This is a genomic window from Micromonospora sp. WMMD1102 (assembly GCF_029626265.1).
Taxonomy (GTDB): Bacteria; Actinomycetota; Actinomycetes; order Mycobacteriales; family Micromonosporaceae; genus Plantactinospora.
Genome location: NZ_JARUBN010000001.1, coordinates 2,980,185 through 2,994,892, shown reverse-complemented (window position 1 = coordinate 2,994,892; position 14,708 = coordinate 2,980,185). Strand labels below are relative to the sequence as shown.

Here is a 14,708-nt window from a genome sequence, read left to right as displayed (position 1 = left end):
GCGCACCCGCGTGCCGCGCGCACGGCATACCACGGAAGCCTTACTCGTGGCGGGAAACCCCGCGCGCCAAGGGCGCGGAACGGAACTGCCGGAGGCGCCGCGACGCGCGGGAAATGCCCAATGGCTTGCAGAATTGGCACACGATCAGTCAAACTCGACTCCTGGCAATAAATGCTCACGAGGAGTAATCGACCATGGCGAAGCAGGTAATCACACTTCTGACCGACGACCTCGACGGCGGCGAGGCCGACCGCACTGTCGAGTTCGGCCTGGACGGCGTCAACTACACCATTGACCTGTCCGATAAGAACGCCGGCAAGCTCCGCAAGGCGCTGGACGTTTACATCCACGCGGGCAGCCGGGTGGGACGCGGCCCGGTCGAAAGCCGTCGGTCGGGTCGGCGCGGTGGCGCCACGAGCCCGACCCGCAGTGACCGCGACCTGAACCGCGCCATCCGGGAATGGGCCGTGCAGAACGGCTACGAGGTTTCCGAGCGGGGTCGTATTCCGTCGAACGTGGTGCAGGCGTACAACAGCCGGTGAGCCGGTGGGGACACGCGCGGGCGTACCCGATTTCCACCGGCACGCCCGCCCGGTGAGACCACCACCCGCGACCGCCAGGTGCCACCGGCGACGCCTCGTCGCCGGTGGCACGCGCGTGTGCCGGCCACCTATCGCCGGGCCGTCACCGGCCACCGGGGCTCGACGACGACCTCGGCGCCGCCGGCTTCTCGGCGGCCGGCGGGCCGCCGCTGGCCGGTGCGCCCGGCGTCGGCGTCGCCGGTTTGATGTCGGCGGGCACCGGCAGGGCGCTGCCCTTGACGAACTCGTCCCAGCCCACGTTCCAGGCGGTCCAGCCGTTGCCCTGGTCGAGGGTGACCTCGGTGCCCTTGACGGTCACGAGGTCGCCGATCCTGGTCGTCTCCATCAGCCACTCCGAGTTCTCGTCCGAGACGTTGGTGCAGCCGTGCGAGACGTTGCGTTCGCCCTGGTCGCCGACGGACCACGGCGCGGCGTGGATGAACTCGCCGCCCCAGGTCAGCCGCTGTGCGTTGGAGACGGTGACCACGTAGGGGTCCGGGGATCCCGTGGTGTCGAAGACCGTGGTCTCGTGCTTCTCCATGATCACCATCTTGCCGCTCGACGTCGGGGTACTGCTCTTGCCGAGGCTGACCGGGATCTTCCTGACCAGCACGTCGTCCTTGAACACCGACATCTGCTTGGTGGAGTTGTCGATCTCCAGGAACTGCCGGTTGCCGATCTTCGCCGTACCGGCCCGGTCGGTGTCGCCGTAGCTGCCGCCGCCCATCGGCACCCCGTCCAGTGCCGCCCGGACGCCGATCGTCGTGCCGGGCCGCCAGAAATCAGGAGCCCGGTAGGAGACCTGGCGACCGTTCCCGTCCCACGACCAGACCCCCGGCTGCGGCGGGTCGGTGCTGACCAGCAGCCGCCGCTGGATCCCCGCCCGCGCCTCGGCGGGGATGTCGGAGTCGAATGACACCGTTATCGGCATCGCCACGCCGTAGGTCTGGTCACTCTGCAGATTAAGGTTGGTCACGGTGCGCTTAGCCGGTTTGTCCATGGTGCTGAAGGTCGTCTTCTGGGTCACCGCCTTCCCGGCGGCATTCTTCGCCGTTACCTCCGCGGTATAGGTCTGCTTGTTCGCCAGCGCCCTGGTCGGCATCCAGCTCGTGCCATCGGCCCGCATCGCGCCATCGACCCGGGCGCCGCCGGCATCGGTCAGCACCACGTCGGTGACCTTCCCGTCCGTCACCGCCGTACCGATCTCGACACTGGTCGGCAGATCCCGGCTATCCGGTGCGGGGGTAATCGCCAACTTCGCCGGTGGCGGCGCCGGCCGGCCGGCACGCTTGAGCGGATTGCCCGTACAGCCCGCCAGAACCAGTGGTATGGCGGTCATCACGAGCATCATCAACAACACCGCTCGACGCCTCAGTACCATGCTCCCCCACCCCATTCCCTCCGCTCCCGGCCGCAGCCTTTCGCGCGCTGGATGGTTCCGCCGCGGCGCGGCGAGAACCGCCATTACCCGGGGAATCGCCGCTCAACCAGGCGGTAAACCCCGGATGGACCGGTGTTTTTCTCCCATTCCGTCGCCGACGGGTGCCCGCGGCCACGTGGTTTCTGGCATCCTGCTCGGATGCAGCAGATCGATCTCGGCCTCCCGACCCCGCTGGAGTGGGCGGTCGCGCCGCCCGACTGGGCCCGCGACGGCAGCGCCGGGCTGACCGTGAGCGCGCCGGCCGAGACCGACATCTTCGTGGACCCGGCCGGCGGCGAGCCGGTGCTGTCGGCGCCCCGTCTGCTGACCCCGGCGCCGGAGAGCGACTTCCAGTTCTCGGCCCGGGTCAGGGTCGACTTCGCCGCCAGCTACGACGCCGGCTGCCTGATCCTCTGGTCGGGCCCCCGGCACTGGGCCAAGCTCGCCTACGAACGCTCGCCGCAGGGTGCCCCGATGGTGGTCTCGGTGATCACCCGGGACGTCTCCGACGACGCCAACGGCTTCGTGGTCGCCGACGGTGCCCCGCTCTGGCTGCGGATCTCCCGGCTCGGCCCGGCCTGGGCGTTCCACGCCAGCACCGACGGGGCACGCTGGGAGTTCGTCCGGCACTTCCGGCTCGACCCGGCCGCGACTCCGGTGCAGTTCGGCCTCTCCGCGCAGTCGCCGACCGGTGCCGGCTGCGCGGTTTGGTTCGACCGGATCAGCTTCTCGGCCAGCCCGCTGGGAGATCTGCGCGACGGCCGGTAGCCCCGCCGCCCACTCGACGTCGCCGCGCTCAGCGTCGCTGTCCGCCGTGCAGGTCCTCCTCGATCCGCCTGGCGGTGGCGAGCAGCGGCGGCAACAGCTCCTTGCGGATCGCATCGGAACTGCCCCGGCTGGCGCGCGCGGAGACGTTCAACGCCGCGATCACCGCACCGTCGGCGTCCCGGATCGGGGCGGCCAGCGACCGCAGTCCCTCCTCGAGCTCCTGGTCGACTATGGCGAAACCCTGGTTGCCGATCCGGGTCAGGATGGTCCGCAGCCGCGCCGGGTCGGTGACCGTACGCCTGGTGAGTGCACGCAACTCGGCGGTGCCGAGGTAGTCGTCGAGCCATGGTGTCGGCTGGGCGGCCAGCAGCACCCGCCCCATCGAGGTGGCGTACGCCGGGAAGCGGGTACCGACGCTTATCGCGACCGTCATGATCCGTTTCGTCGGCACCCGTGCCACGTAGACCACCTCGTCGCCGTCGAGCACCGACATCGAGCAGGACTCGTGCACCTGCGCGACCAGGCTCTCCATGTGCGGCTGGGCGACCTCCGGCAGGCTCAGGCTGGACAGGTAGGCGTAGCCGAGTTCGAGGATGCGGGCGCGCAGCGAGAAGAGCCGCCCGTCGGTACGCATGTAGCCGAGCTCGACCAGGGTGAGCAGGAACCGCCGGGCGGCGGCCCGGGTCAACCCGGTGGACCGGGCCACCTCGCTGAGCGTCAACTGCGGATGGTCGGCGTCGAACGCCCGGATGACCGCGAGCCCTCGCTCCAGCGACTGGACGAACTCGCCAGCCCGGGTCGTCTCCCCGGTCACCTCGGTCACCCGTCCTCCTGCCGCAGCACCTCCTGGGCGACCTTGAACGCCCGGTTCCCCGCTGGAACGCCAGCGTAGACGCTCACCTGGAGCAGGACCTCCCGCACCTCCTCGCGGGTCAGCCCGTTGCGCAGCGCGGCCCGGACGTGCATCGCCAACTCCTCGTCGTGGTGCAGGGTGGCCAGCACGGCGAGCGTGACGCAGCTGCGAATACGCCGGTCCAGTCCGGGGCGTGTCCAGATCTCGCCCCAGGCGTACCGGGTGATCAGGTCCTGGAAGTCCGCGGTGAAGTCGTCGGTGCCGGCTACGGCACGGTCCACGTGCGCGTCGCCGAGCACCTCACGCCGGACCTCCATCCCGGCGGCGTGCCGATCCCGGTCATCCATCCACCCGCTCCTCCCGTCCGCCCCGCTCCTTTCGTCCGCCCCTCTCCTCCCGTCCGCCCCGTCGACCCCGGCCGGCATCGGCCGCACCGTCGCCGGGGCCGGCGGCAGCGGCGGTGACGGAATCCGCGCCGGCGGGGTCGGGAGCGGCGGCGGCGAGGTGGGCGAGGATCAGCCGGCCGACCCGGTCGGGCTGCTCCACACTGGCCAGGTGGGCGGCGCCGTCGATGATGCCCAGGCCGGCACCGGGAATCCGGTCGGCCAGCAACCGGGCGTGCTCGACCGGGACAGCCGGGTCGTCGGCACCCGCCAGCACCAGGGTCGGCGCGGCGATCCGGGCCAGGTCGTCCCGCAGGTCCATCGCGGCGATCGCCTCGCAGCAGCCGGCGTACCCCTCGGGCGGCGTGGCGGTGAGCATCGACCGGTACGCGGCGACCAGCTCCGGCCGGCGCACGGCGAAATCCGGGGTGAACCAGCGCCCCAGCACCGCGTCGGCGACCGTCTCCATCCCGCCGGTCCGGGTGGCGGCGGCCCGGTCCCGCCAGCCTGCGGCCGGACCGAGCCACGCCGAGGTGCAGAGCAGCACCAGCCGGTCGATCCGCTCGGGGGCGTTGGCGGCGAGCCACATCCCGACCATCCCGCCGAGGGAGAGTCCGGCGTACGAGACCCGGGGCAGGTCGAGGTCGTCCAGCAGCCCGAGTACGGCCCGGCCCAGCTCCGCGATCGTGTACGGCCCGGCCGGCACGTCGGAGTCGCCGTGCCCGAGGTGGTCGTACCGGATCACCCGGTACCGCCGGGTCAGCGCCGGCAACTGCGGCAGCCACATCGCCCCGGAGGTGCCGAGCGAGCTGCCGAGCACCAGCGCGGGTGCTCCGGACGGCCCGTCGACACAGGCGTGCAGCCGGGCGCTCACGACTGCTCCCCCGCATCCCGGTACGCCCCGGACGCCCGGCACGCCCCGGACGCCCGGTAGTCCGCCAACGCCCGGTCCACGAAGGTGCCGGCCGAGCCGAGCCAGTTGGCCGGATCGAGTACCCGGTCCAGTTCCTCCTCGGCCAGCTCGGCCCGGACGGCCGGGTCGGCCAGCAGCGCGGCCCGGAAGTCCGGTGCGGCGGCTGCCCGGGCCACCGTCTCGTGCGCGCCGCCCCGGCCGAGTGCCGGGGCGAGCCGGGCGGCGACCGCCTCCGCGAGGGTCAGGCCGCCCAGCGCGTCGAGGTTGTGCCGCATCCGCTCCGGACGCACCTCCAGCCGGGTGAGCAACCGGGCGGTCCGGCCGGCCGCCCCGCCGGCCAGCCGGAGCAGGTCGAGCAGTGGCTCCCACTCGGCGTGCCAGCCGCCGGCAGCCCGTTCCTGCTCCTGGACGGCGGCGGCGAAGAGGGTGCCGACCAGGTGTGGCCCGCGCCGGGCCGCCGCGCCGAGCAGGACCGCGTCCACCGGGTTGCGCTTGTGCGGCATCGCGGACGAGCCGCCCCGGCCCGGACCGCCGCCCTCGGCGACCTCGGCCAGCTCGGTCTGGGCCAGCAACCCGACGTCCAGGCCGATCTTGCCGGTGGTCGCGAGCAGGCTGCCGAGCCCGGCGGCCAGGTCGAGCAGGGGTTGCCGCCGGGTGTGCCAGGGCAGCCGGGGCGCGGCGAGGCCGAGTCGGGCGGCGAGCCGGTCGACGATCTCCGGTCCGGCCGGGCCGAGCGCGGCCAGCGTGCCGACCGGACCGCCGAGCTGCACCGGCAGCGCGGACCGGGCGGCGACCAGCCGACTCCGGGCGTCCAGCAGGCCGAGCAGCCAGCCGGCGGCCTTCAGTCCGAAGGTGGTGGGCGCGGCTGCCTGGCCGAGGGTACGGGCCAGCAGCACCGTCTCCCGATGCCGGTCGGCGAGCCCGGCGGCGGCACGGGTCGCGGCATCGAGGTGGCGCAGCAGCGGCCCGCCGGCCCGGACCGCCAGCAGGGCCAACGCGCTGTCCAGCACGTCCTGGCTGGTCGCGCCGTGGTGCACCCAGGGCCGGGCGGCGGCCGGCACCGCCTCGGTGAGCCGGCGGACCAGCGGCACCACCGGGTTGCCGGCGGCGTCAACTCCCTCGGCGAGCGCGGCGAGGTCGAACAGCTCCGGCCGGCAGTGCCGGGCAATCTCCGCGGCGGCCGGCTCCGGCAGTACCCCGCACTCGGCGCCCGCCTCGGCGAGTGCCCGCTCGACGTCGAGCATCGCGGTCAGCAGCGCCCGGTCGGTCAGTTCGGCGTCCACCTCGGCGGCGCCGCTGAGCCCGCTGAGCAGCCCGCCGGTTGTCCGGGCGGCCGTGCCGTCGGCGATGTCGCCCGTGCCGAGGCCCGCGACGTCGGGGCCGTCGACGTCGGTCCTGCTGTTCGTGCCGATGCCGTCGACGGCGGACGCCGGGTCAGAGCGCGAAGAAGACGGTCTCATCCGGACCCTGTAGGTGGATGTCGAGCCGGAACCCGTCCGGGGCCGGCCGGGCGACCAGGGTGGCGCGGCGGGCCGGGTCGATCGACCCGAGCACCGGGTCGGCGAGGTTCGCCGCCGCCTCGTCCGGGAAGTAGAGCCGGGTCACCAGCCGGTGCAGCAGCCCACGGGCGAAGACCGACAGATTCAGGTGCGGCGCCTCGGTCGCACCGTCCGGGCCGGGCAGCGCGCCGGGCTTCAGGGTACGGATCGCGTACCGGCCCTCGGCGTCGGTGGCGCTGCGACCGAAGCCGCGGAACCCGGGCATCGTCGGCGGGCGGGCGCCCCGGGGATCGTCCGGATGGTCGAACCGGCCCTCCGGGTCGGCCTGCCAGCTCTCCACGAGCGCGTCCGGCACCGCCGCCCCGGCACCGTCGAAGATCTGGCCGCGGATCCAGATCGCGCCCTGGGTGCCCTCCGGCACCACGTCCGGACCGTCCGGCCAGAGCAGCCCGATGTGCAGGTACGGCCCCACCGTCTGCGATGGTGTCGAGCCGAGTGACGGCGTCGGGCCGAATGCAGGGGTGCCGGCCGGTGGCGGCGCGGTGTCGACGGCCGGGCCGCTGCCGAAGGCCGGGGCCAGGTCGGGGTGTCGGGTCGGCTCGGGCTGCCCGACCGGTTCGGGGTGCTCAGTCTCGGGGTGCTCAGTCATCGTCGTCGCCGTCCTCGAAGGGGGTCGCGTCCCGGCCGCGCAGCACCACGTCGAACTCGAAGCCGAGCGCCCACTCCGGCTCGGTGACCGAGTGGTCGTAGCGGGAGATCAGCCGGTCCCGGGCCAGCGGGTCGCGGACCGAGTTGAAGATCGGGTCCTGGAAGAAGAGCGGGTCGCCCGGGAAGTACATCTGGGTGACCAGCCGCTGGGTGAAGGCCCTGCCGAAGAGGGAGAAGTGGATGTGCGCCGGCCGCCAGGCGTTGGGGTGGTTGCGCCAGGGATAGGCGCCCGGCTGCACGGTGACGAACCGGTAGCGCCCGTCGGCGTCGGTCAGGGTCCGGCCCACGCCGGTGAAGTTCGGGTCCAGCGGCGCCGGCCAGTTGTCGAGCGCGTGCCGGTACCGGCCGGCGGCGTTCGGCTGCCAGATCTCCACCAGGGTGTCCGGCACCGGCCGGCCGTTGCCGTCCAGCACCCGGCCGTGCACGATGATCCGCTGACCCAGCGGTTCTCCGGCATGCTGCCGGGTCAGGTCGTGGTCCAGGTCGCCGAGCCGACCCTCGCCGAGCAGTGGTCCGGTCACCTCGGTCAGCCGCTGTGGCAGCAGGGCCAGCGGCTGCTTCGGGGCGCGCAGGCTGGTCGAGCCGTAGTCGGGGAAGAGCATCGGCGGATGGGTGTCCGGGTCGTCGTGCCGGTAGCGGGGCAGCGCCAGCCCGCCGGACCGGGCCGGCGGATCCGCCGGCAGGTCGGGACCGGCACTGCGGATGTGGTCGGTGGTCATCGCCGTCCTCCCGTCGAGCTTCCACTTCGGCCCTCGAACCGTCTCCGGTACGGCCCTCGGACCCTCCGGCACGACCCGTCGGGCCTCAGGCTTCCAGTACGACGGCCAGGCCCTGACCGACGCCGATGCAGATGGCGGCGAGGCCCAGCCCGCCGCCGCGGCGGTGCAGTTGCCAGGCCAGTGAGCCGAGGATGCGCGACCCGGAGGAGCCGAGCGGGTGGCCGAGGGCGATCGCCCCACCCTGCGGGTTCACGATCTGCGGGTCGAGTTCGTTCCACTGTGCCAGGCAGGCCAGCGACTGGGCGGCGAACGCCTCGTTGAGTTCCACCACGGCCAGGTCCGACCAGTCGACGCCGGCCCGGCGCAGCGCCTGCTCGGCGGCGCGTACCGGGCCGATGCCGAACAGTTGCGGGTCGACGCCGACGACCGCACGGGAGACGATCCGGGCCAGCGGGGTGCGGCCGGCCGCCTCCGCACCGGCCCGGTCGGCGAGCAGCAGCGCGCTCGCCCCGTCGTTGAGCGGGGAGGAGTTGCCGGCGGTCACCGTGCCGTCCGGCCGGAACACCGGCTTGAGCCGGGCCAGCGCCTCGGTCGTGGTGCCCGGCCGGATGCTCTCGTCGGACTCCAGGTCCGTGCCGGGGACCGTGCTGACCTCGTCGGCGTACGCCCCGGCGGCCCACGCCCCGGCGGCGAGCCGCTGGCTGCGTACGGCGAAGGCGTCCTGCTCGTCGCGGGAGATCCCGTACCGCTCGGCGAGGATCTCGGTGCACTCGCCGAGCGAGGCGGTCCACCCGGCCGGCATCGCCGGGTTCACCATGCGCCAGCCGAGGGTGGTGGAGTGCAGGGTCTCGTGGCCGCGCGGGAAGCCGTGCTCGGGCTTGGGCAGCACCCAGGGTGCCCGGGTCATCGACTCGACTCCCCCGGCGACACAGATCGAGGCGTCGCCGACCGCGATCGCCCGGCTCGCCCCGATCACCGCCTCCAGGCCGGAGCCGCAGAGCCGGTTGACCGTCGCACCGGGCACCGTCGGTGGCAGGCCGGCGAGCAGCACGGCCATCCGGGCCACGTCCCGGTTCTCCTCACCGGCTCCGTTGGCGTTGCCGAGGAGTACGTCGTCGATCCGGGCCGGGTCGAGGTCGGGGCTGCGCCGGAGGAGTTCCCGTAGCACGTGCGCGGCGAGGTCGTCGGGGCGTACCTGCGCGAGCGCGCCGCCGTACCGCCCGATCGGGGTCCGTACGGCGTCGAGCACGTACACGTCGTTGGCCACCTTGTCTCCCCCTCGTCACCGCCGTTCCCGCAGCTCAAGAAGCGTTCGACATACGCACTTCCGTGCTCTTGACGAACGTAGTCCCACGCTGGCGATCCGTCAACGAGCCCCCGTCACCCCGGCCGCCGAACCCTTGGCACCGCTGTCGACCAGCCCTCGGCACCACTCGGCGCAGGGGTCCGGTCGATCACCGGAGAAGTTGCCGGACGCTTGTTGACGTGAATCGCCCACTGTGCCAACGTTCCGCTTGAGAACACTCGTTCGGCTAGCGACCACCCCCCCTCGGCTCCCCCGGGAGCCGTCCAGCCCGGTCCCGTCGGGACCGCCGGACGCCGGGAGACCCCGATGCGCCGTCTCGCCGCCACCGCCGCCGCGATCGCCGTCCTGCTCACCGCCGCCGCCTGCGGCTCCTCCGACGACCCGTCGGGCGCGGGCTCCGGCGGCGTGGACCGGGTGAAGGTCGGTGCGATCCCGATCGTCGACGTCGCCCCGCTGCACCTCGGCATCGCCAAGGGCTTCTTCCGGGAACAGAACATCGAAGTCGAGGTGGTGAACACCACCGGCGGCTCCATCGCGGTGACCGGCGTGGTCAGCCGCCAGTTCGACTTCGCGTTCGGCAACGTCGTCTCGCTGATCACCGCCCGCTCGCAGAAAATCCCGGTCAAGGCGATCACGGTGGGCAACGCCTCGACCGGCAAGCCCGGCGCGGACTTCGGCGGCGTGGTGGTGCCACCGGACAGCCCGATCACCAACGCGGCCGGCCTGGCCGGGAAGAACATCGCGATCAACAACCTGAACAACATCACCGACACCACCACCCGGGCCTCGGTCCGCAAGGCCGGTGGCGACCCGTCGAACATCAAGTGGACCGAGCTGCCCTTCCCGGAGATGCCGGCGGCGGTGCTGGCCAAGCGGGTCGACGCGGCGATGCTCGTCGAGCCCTTCTTCACCATCGCGCAGAACCAGGGCGCCCGGGTGGTCGCCTACAACTTCGCCGAGGCGATCCCGGACATGACCGTCGCGGCGTACTTCTCCACCGAGCAGACCATCACGCAGCGGGCCGACCTGACCGGGCGGTTCAGGGCGGCGATGGCGAAGTCCCTGAAGTACGCCCAGGAGCACCCGGACGAGGCGCGTCAGGTGCTCCAGACGTACACCCAGATCGACCCGGCGGTGGCCGCGAAGATCACCCTGCCGGCCTGGCCTGCCGAGATCAACCGCGCCTCGGTGCAGACCCTGGCCGACCTGATGCTCGGCGACGGGCTGCTCAAGGAGAAGGTCGACGTCGCGGAACTGCTGCCGTGACCCGGGCCGCCGTCGCGGCGCCGCCCGCCGGGACCGCACCGGCTCCGGCCGGGCGCTCCGGCGGGACCGGCCGACCGCGCGGCGGCACCGCACTGTTCGGGCTGGCCGGCTTCGCCACCTTCCTGCTCGGCCTGGAGGTGGCGCCCAGGCTCGGGCTGGTCCCGGCGGACTACCTGCCGCCGACCAGCGAGATCGCGGTCGCCCTCGGCGAACTGCTCGGCGAGGGCCGGTTCTGGGCGGCGGTCGCCGACACGCTGCGCGGCTGGTTCCTCGGCCTGGCCGTCGCGGTCGCCCTCGGCGTCGTCGTCGGCTTCGTCCTCGGCACCGTGCCGGTGCTGCGCGAGTTCACCGCCTCGACCGTCGAGTTCCTCCGGCCGATCCCCTCGGTCGCGCTGATCCCGCTCGCCGTGCTGCTCTTCGGCACCGACCTGCGCTCGGTACTGCTGCTGGTGGTCTACGCGGCGTTCTGGCAGGTCCTCGTCCAGGTGCTGTACGGCGTCCGGGACGTCGACCCGGTCGCCCGGGACACCGCGCACAGCTTCCGGCTCGGCCGGTGGGCCCGGATCCGGCACCTGCTCTGGCCGACCGCGCTGCCGTACCTGCTGACCGGGGTGCGGCTCGCCGCCGCCGTGGCGCTGATCCTGGCCATCACCGCCGAGCTGATCATCGGTTCCCCGGGGCTGGGCAACGAGATCAACCGGGCCCAGTCCGGCGGCGCGGTCGACTCGATGTACGCCCTGATCGTCGTCACCGGCCTGCTCGGGGTGGCGCTGAACGTGCTGGCCCGGCAACTCGAACGCGCGGTGCTGCACTGGCACCCCTCGGTACGCGGCGAGGACGCCGGATGAGTCGGTCGACGGCACCGGTGGACGTACCCGCCGACGTGTCCCGGCAGCGGCCCGGTGCCCGGCGGCGGAGCCTGGCCGCCGCCGGCCGGGTCCTGTGGTGGGTCGTCTCCGTCCTCGGCCTGCCGGTCGGGCTGCTCGCCCTCTGGTGGGTGCTCTCGGCGGACAGCCAGACCTACTACCTCCCGCCGCTGTCGGAGATCCTGGCCAGCTTCGACGACGTCTGGCTGCACGGCGACCGGCTCCGCGCGGACGTGCTGCCGAGCCTGCTGCGGCTGACCGCCGGCTTCCTGCTCGCGGTCGTCGTCGGCGTCGGGCTCGGCGTCCTGGTCGGCTCCTTCCGGCGGGTCCGCGCGTTCTGCGAACCGGTACTGGAGTTCCTCCGGGCCGTCCCGCCGCCGGTGCTGGTGCCGGTGCTGATGCTCCTGGCCGGCTTCGGCGACACCATGAAGGTGCTGGTGGTCTTCTCCGGCTGCCTCTGGCCGGTCCTGCTCAACACCGTGGAGGGGGTGCGGGCGGTCGACGAGGTGCTCACCGAGACCTGCCGCTGCTACGGCATCCGCGGCCCCGCCCGGCTCTGGCACCTGGTGATCCGGTCCGCCTCACCGCAGATCTTCGCCGGCCTGCGCCAGGCGCTCTCGGTCGGCATCATCCTGATGGTGATCAGCGAGATGTTCGCCGCGAACAACGGGCTGGGCTTCACCATCGTGCAGTTCCAGCGGAACTTCGCGGTCACCGACATGTGGACCGGCATCCTGCTGCTGGGCCTGCTCGGCTTCCTGCTCGCCATGCTGCTGCGGCTGGTCGAGCGGTCCGCCCTGCACTGGTATTCCGGCCTGCGGCAGTCCCGACGAGACGATGGGCCCCGATGAACCCGACAGACGACCACCACCGGGGCGGCGACGCCGGAGCGCTGCTCGACGTCCGCGCGCTGCACAAGGTCTACACCGGGCGCGGCCGGTCGGTCGAGGCGATCCGGGACCTCACCTTCTCGGTCGGCGCCGGAGAACTCGTCTGCGTGGTCGGCCCGTCCGGCGCCGGCAAGACCACGCTGCTCAAGTGCATCGCCGGCCTGCTGCCACCGACCTCCGGCGAAATGGTCCTGGAGGGCGCGCCGGTGCAGGGCCCGCCGCCCGGCATGGCCGTGGTCTTCCAGGAGTACGGCCGCAGCCTCTTCCCGTGGATGACAGTGGCCCGCAACGTCGAGCTGCCGTTGCGGCAGAAGAAGACGCTGACCCGGTCCCGCCGCCGGCAACTCGTCGCCGAGGCGCTCGACGCGGTCGGTCTCGGCGACGTGCCGGACGCCTATCCGTGGCAGCTCTCCGGCGGCATGCAGCAGCGGGTGGCGCTGGCCCGCGCGGTCGCGTACGAGCCGCACATCCTGCTGATGGACGAGCCGTTCGCCGCCGTGGACGCGCAGACCCGGGCGGACCTGGAGGACCTGGTCCGGTCGCTGTGGCAGCGGCTCGGCGTGACAGTCCTGTTCGTCACGCACGACATCGACGAGGCGGTCTACCTCGGCCAGCGGGTCCTGGTGCTCTCCGGGGCGCCGACCGTGGTGCTCGACGACGTGCCGATCGACCTGCCGGCCGAGCGGGACCAGCTCGGCACCCGCTCGTCGGCCCGGTTCGGGCAGCTCCGGGCCCAGGTGTTCGGCCAGATCCAGCGGGCCAAGGGCGCCGCCCCCGCCCCGGCCGACGCCGCCCCCGACACCCGGGGCGACACCCCGAGCGACACCCCGAGTGACGCTCCGGCCGCCACCCCGGACGGCGCCCCGCGCAGCGCTTCGAGCGGTGCGGCAGCCGGATGACTACCGTCCGGGATGCCACCCTGGCGGTACTGCGCCGGTACGGCGTACGCCGGGTCTTCGGCAATCCCGGCTCGACCGAGCTGGCGTTCCTCGCCGACTTCCCCGACGACCTGGAGTTCGTCCTCGCCCTGCACGAGGGTTCGGTGGTCGGGATGGCCACCGGATACGCGCTGGCGACCGGGCGGCCGGCGGTGGTGAACCTGCACACCACGGCGGGACTCGGCAACGCCGTCGGCGCACTGGCCACCGCCCGGGTCAACCGGGCTCCCCTGGTGGTGCTCGTCGGGCAGCAGGACCGCCGGCACCTGGCTGCCGAACCGTTCCTCGCCGGCCGGCTCGACCGGCTCGCCGAGCCGTACCCGGTCCGGGTGGAGCAGCCGGTGCTGGCCCAGGACGTGCCGGCGGCCGTCCGGCGGGCCTGGCACGAGGCTGCCCTCCGGCGCGGGCCGGCCCTGGTGGTCGTGCCGACGGACGACTGGACCGCCGAGGTGGACCCGTCGCTGGGCCGGGCCGCCCCGGAGCTGGTCGCCACGGCGGCTACCGGACCCGGGCCGGCGCTCGACGAGTTGGCCCGACTGGTCGACGCGGCCTCCGCCCCGGTGCTGGTGGTCGGGGCCGGTGCGGACCAGCGGGCGGCCTGGGACGCGCTGGCCGCGCTCGCGGACCGGATCGGGGCGCCGGTCTGGCAGGAGGCGTTCGGCGCCCGGGCCGGCTTCCCGCAGCACCACCCCCGGTTCGCCGGCCACCTGCCGGCCACCCGCTCCCGGCTGCGCGCCACCCTCGCCGGGCACGACCTGGCCCTGGTGGTCGGCACCGCCGCGTTCCGGCAGTACGTCTTCGAACCCGGCCCGCTGCTGCCGCCCGGGTTGACCGTCGCGGTGGTCTCGGCCGACCCGGACGAGTTGCACCGCAGCGAGGCCGACCTCGCGGTGCTGGCCGACCCGGCGCTGACCTGCGCCGCGCTGGCCGCCCGGGTGGCACCCCGGGACCGTCCCGCCCCCGCCCGAGCAGGACCGGCTCCGGTGCCGCCACCGGCACCGGGCGAACCGCTGCGAGCGTCACACGTCTTCGCCGCCCTCGCCCGGCGCCTGCCGGCCGACGTGGTGCTGGTCGAGGAGACCCCGTCGACCCGGCCCGAGTTGCACCGGATGCTGCCGGCCAGGCAGCCGGGCGGCTTCGTCAGCGCGGCGATGGGCGGCCTCGGCTTCGGGCTGCCGGCGGCGGCCGGGCTCCGGCTCGGCGACCCGACCCGGCCGGTGCTGGCGGTACTCGGGGACGGCTCGTCGCTCTACGCGATCCAGGGACTCTGGAGCGCCGCGCGATACAACTGCGGCGTGCTCTACCTGGTCCTGTCCAACGGCCGGTACGCGGTGCTGGACCAGCTCGCCGAACAGCACGGTGGCAAGCCGCCCTGGCCGGCCTTCGGCGAGGTGGACGTGGCCGGCCTGGCCCGGTCGTTCGGCTGCCCCGCCCGGCGGATCCGCAGCCACCCGGAACTACTCGAGGTGCTGGACGAGGTGCTGCCGGATCTCGCCACCCGGACCGGGCCGCTGTTGCTGGACGTCGCCGTGCACCCGGAGCCGCACCTCGCGCCCTGACCCTTCCGCCTCGCCGAGGCGGCACACCGCTCCCCCACC

15 protein-coding genes are annotated in these 14,708 nt (G+C 73.5%); 7 read left to right on the top strand and 8 right to left on the bottom strand.

Translation table 11 applies throughout. The features are described from left to right. Nucleotides 1-194: 194 nt before the first annotated feature. Nucleotides 195-542, top strand: coding sequence for an Lsr2 family protein (locus O7626_RS13300; RefSeq protein WP_278061481.1), 348 nt, complete (start codon nt 195-197; stop codon nt 540-542). Between the two features lie 142 nt (nt 543-684). Here O7626_RS13300 and O7626_RS13295 read toward each other — a convergent pair whose 3' ends face one another. Next, on the bottom strand, nt 685-1,962 hold the full coding sequence (locus tag O7626_RS13295) for an Ig-like domain-containing protein (protein WP_278061480.1): 1,278 nt from the start codon (nt 1,960-1,962) through the stop codon (nt 685-687). 198 nt (nt 1,963-2,160) lie between these two features. On the opposite strand from O7626_RS13295, the gene O7626_RS13290 reads away from it, so the two are divergent. Further along, on the top strand, nt 2,161-2,769 hold the full coding sequence (locus tag O7626_RS13290; RefSeq protein ID WP_278061479.1) for a DUF1349 domain-containing protein: 609 nt from the start codon (nt 2,161-2,163) through the stop codon (nt 2,767-2,769). Nucleotides 2,770-2,797: 28 nt separating this feature from the next. On the opposite strand, the gene O7626_RS13285 is transcribed toward O7626_RS13290, so the two are convergent. The 7 genes from O7626_RS13285 to O7626_RS13255 form a co-directional block, all read right to left on the bottom strand. Then, entirely contained in the window at nt 2,798-3,592 is a 795-nt protein-coding gene (locus tag O7626_RS13285) for an IclR family transcriptional regulator (RefSeq protein WP_278061478.1), read from the bottom strand. Continuing rightward, nucleotides 3,589-3,969, bottom strand: coding sequence for a 4-carboxymuconolactone decarboxylase (gene pcaC, locus O7626_RS13280; protein WP_278061477.1), 381 nt, complete (start codon nt 3,967-3,969; stop codon nt 3,589-3,591). The genes O7626_RS13285 and pcaC overlap by 4 nt, the downstream gene beginning before the upstream one ends. Then, nucleotides 3,962-4,879, bottom strand: a complete 918-nt coding sequence (pcaD, locus tag O7626_RS13275; RefSeq protein ID WP_278061476.1) for a 3-oxoadipate enol-lactonase — start codon at nt 4,877-4,879, stop codon at nt 3,962-3,964. Before pcaD ends, pcaC begins: the two co-directional genes overlap by 8 nt. Continuing rightward, complete coding sequence (gene pcaB / locus O7626_RS13270; RefSeq protein WP_278061475.1) at nt 4,876-6,378, bottom strand: 3-carboxy-cis,cis-muconate cycloisomerase; 1,503 nt, start codon at nt 6,376-6,378, stop codon at nt 4,876-4,878. The genes pcaD and pcaB overlap by 4 nt, the downstream gene beginning before the upstream one ends. Next, on the bottom strand, nt 6,353-7,066 hold the full coding sequence (gene pcaG, locus O7626_RS13265) for a protocatechuate 3,4-dioxygenase subunit alpha (protein WP_278061474.1): 714 nt from the start codon (nt 7,064-7,066) through the stop codon (nt 6,353-6,355). Before pcaG ends, pcaB begins: the two co-directional genes overlap by 26 nt. Beyond that, on the bottom strand, nt 7,059-7,844 hold the full coding sequence (pcaH, locus tag O7626_RS13260) for a protocatechuate 3,4-dioxygenase subunit beta (RefSeq protein WP_278061473.1): 786 nt from the start codon (nt 7,842-7,844) through the stop codon (nt 7,059-7,061). Before pcaH ends, pcaG begins: the two co-directional genes overlap by 8 nt. Nucleotides 7,845-7,929: 85 nt before the next feature. Next, nucleotides 7,930-9,111, bottom strand: a complete 1,182-nt coding sequence (locus O7626_RS13255) for a thiolase family protein (protein ID WP_278061472.1) — start codon at nt 9,109-9,111, stop codon at nt 7,930-7,932. Between the two features lie 345 nt (nt 9,112-9,456). Here O7626_RS13255 and O7626_RS13250 point away from each other — a divergent pair, with 345 nt between their 5' ends. From O7626_RS13250 to O7626_RS13230, 5 genes are read left to right on the top strand one after another with little or no spacing between them, the layout of a single operon-like run. After that, on the top strand, nt 9,457-10,416 hold the full coding sequence (locus tag O7626_RS13250) for an ABC transporter substrate-binding protein (protein ID WP_278061471.1): 960 nt from the start codon (nt 9,457-9,459) through the stop codon (nt 10,414-10,416). Beyond that, the gene (locus tag O7626_RS13245; protein WP_278061470.1) at nt 10,413-11,264 is read left to right on the top strand and encodes an ABC transporter permease; all 852 of its coding nucleotides are present in this window, start codon (nt 10,413-10,415) and stop codon (nt 11,262-11,264) included. Before O7626_RS13250 ends, O7626_RS13245 begins: the two co-directional genes overlap by 4 nt. After that, nucleotides 11,261-12,133, top strand: a complete 873-nt coding sequence (locus O7626_RS13240) for an ABC transporter permease subunit (RefSeq protein ID WP_278061469.1) — start codon at nt 11,261-11,263, stop codon at nt 12,131-12,133. Before O7626_RS13245 ends, O7626_RS13240 begins: the two co-directional genes overlap by 4 nt. Continuing rightward, nucleotides 12,130-13,071, top strand: a complete 942-nt coding sequence (locus tag O7626_RS13235) for an ABC transporter ATP-binding protein (protein ID WP_278061468.1) — start codon at nt 12,130-12,132, stop codon at nt 13,069-13,071. Before O7626_RS13240 ends, O7626_RS13235 begins: the two co-directional genes overlap by 4 nt. After that, complete coding sequence (locus tag O7626_RS13230; protein ID WP_278061467.1) at nt 13,068-14,669, top strand: thiamine pyrophosphate-binding protein; 1,602 nt, start codon at nt 13,068-13,070, stop codon at nt 14,667-14,669. The genes O7626_RS13235 and O7626_RS13230 overlap by 4 nt, the downstream gene beginning before the upstream one ends. Nucleotides 14,670-14,708 lie beyond the last annotated feature (39 nt).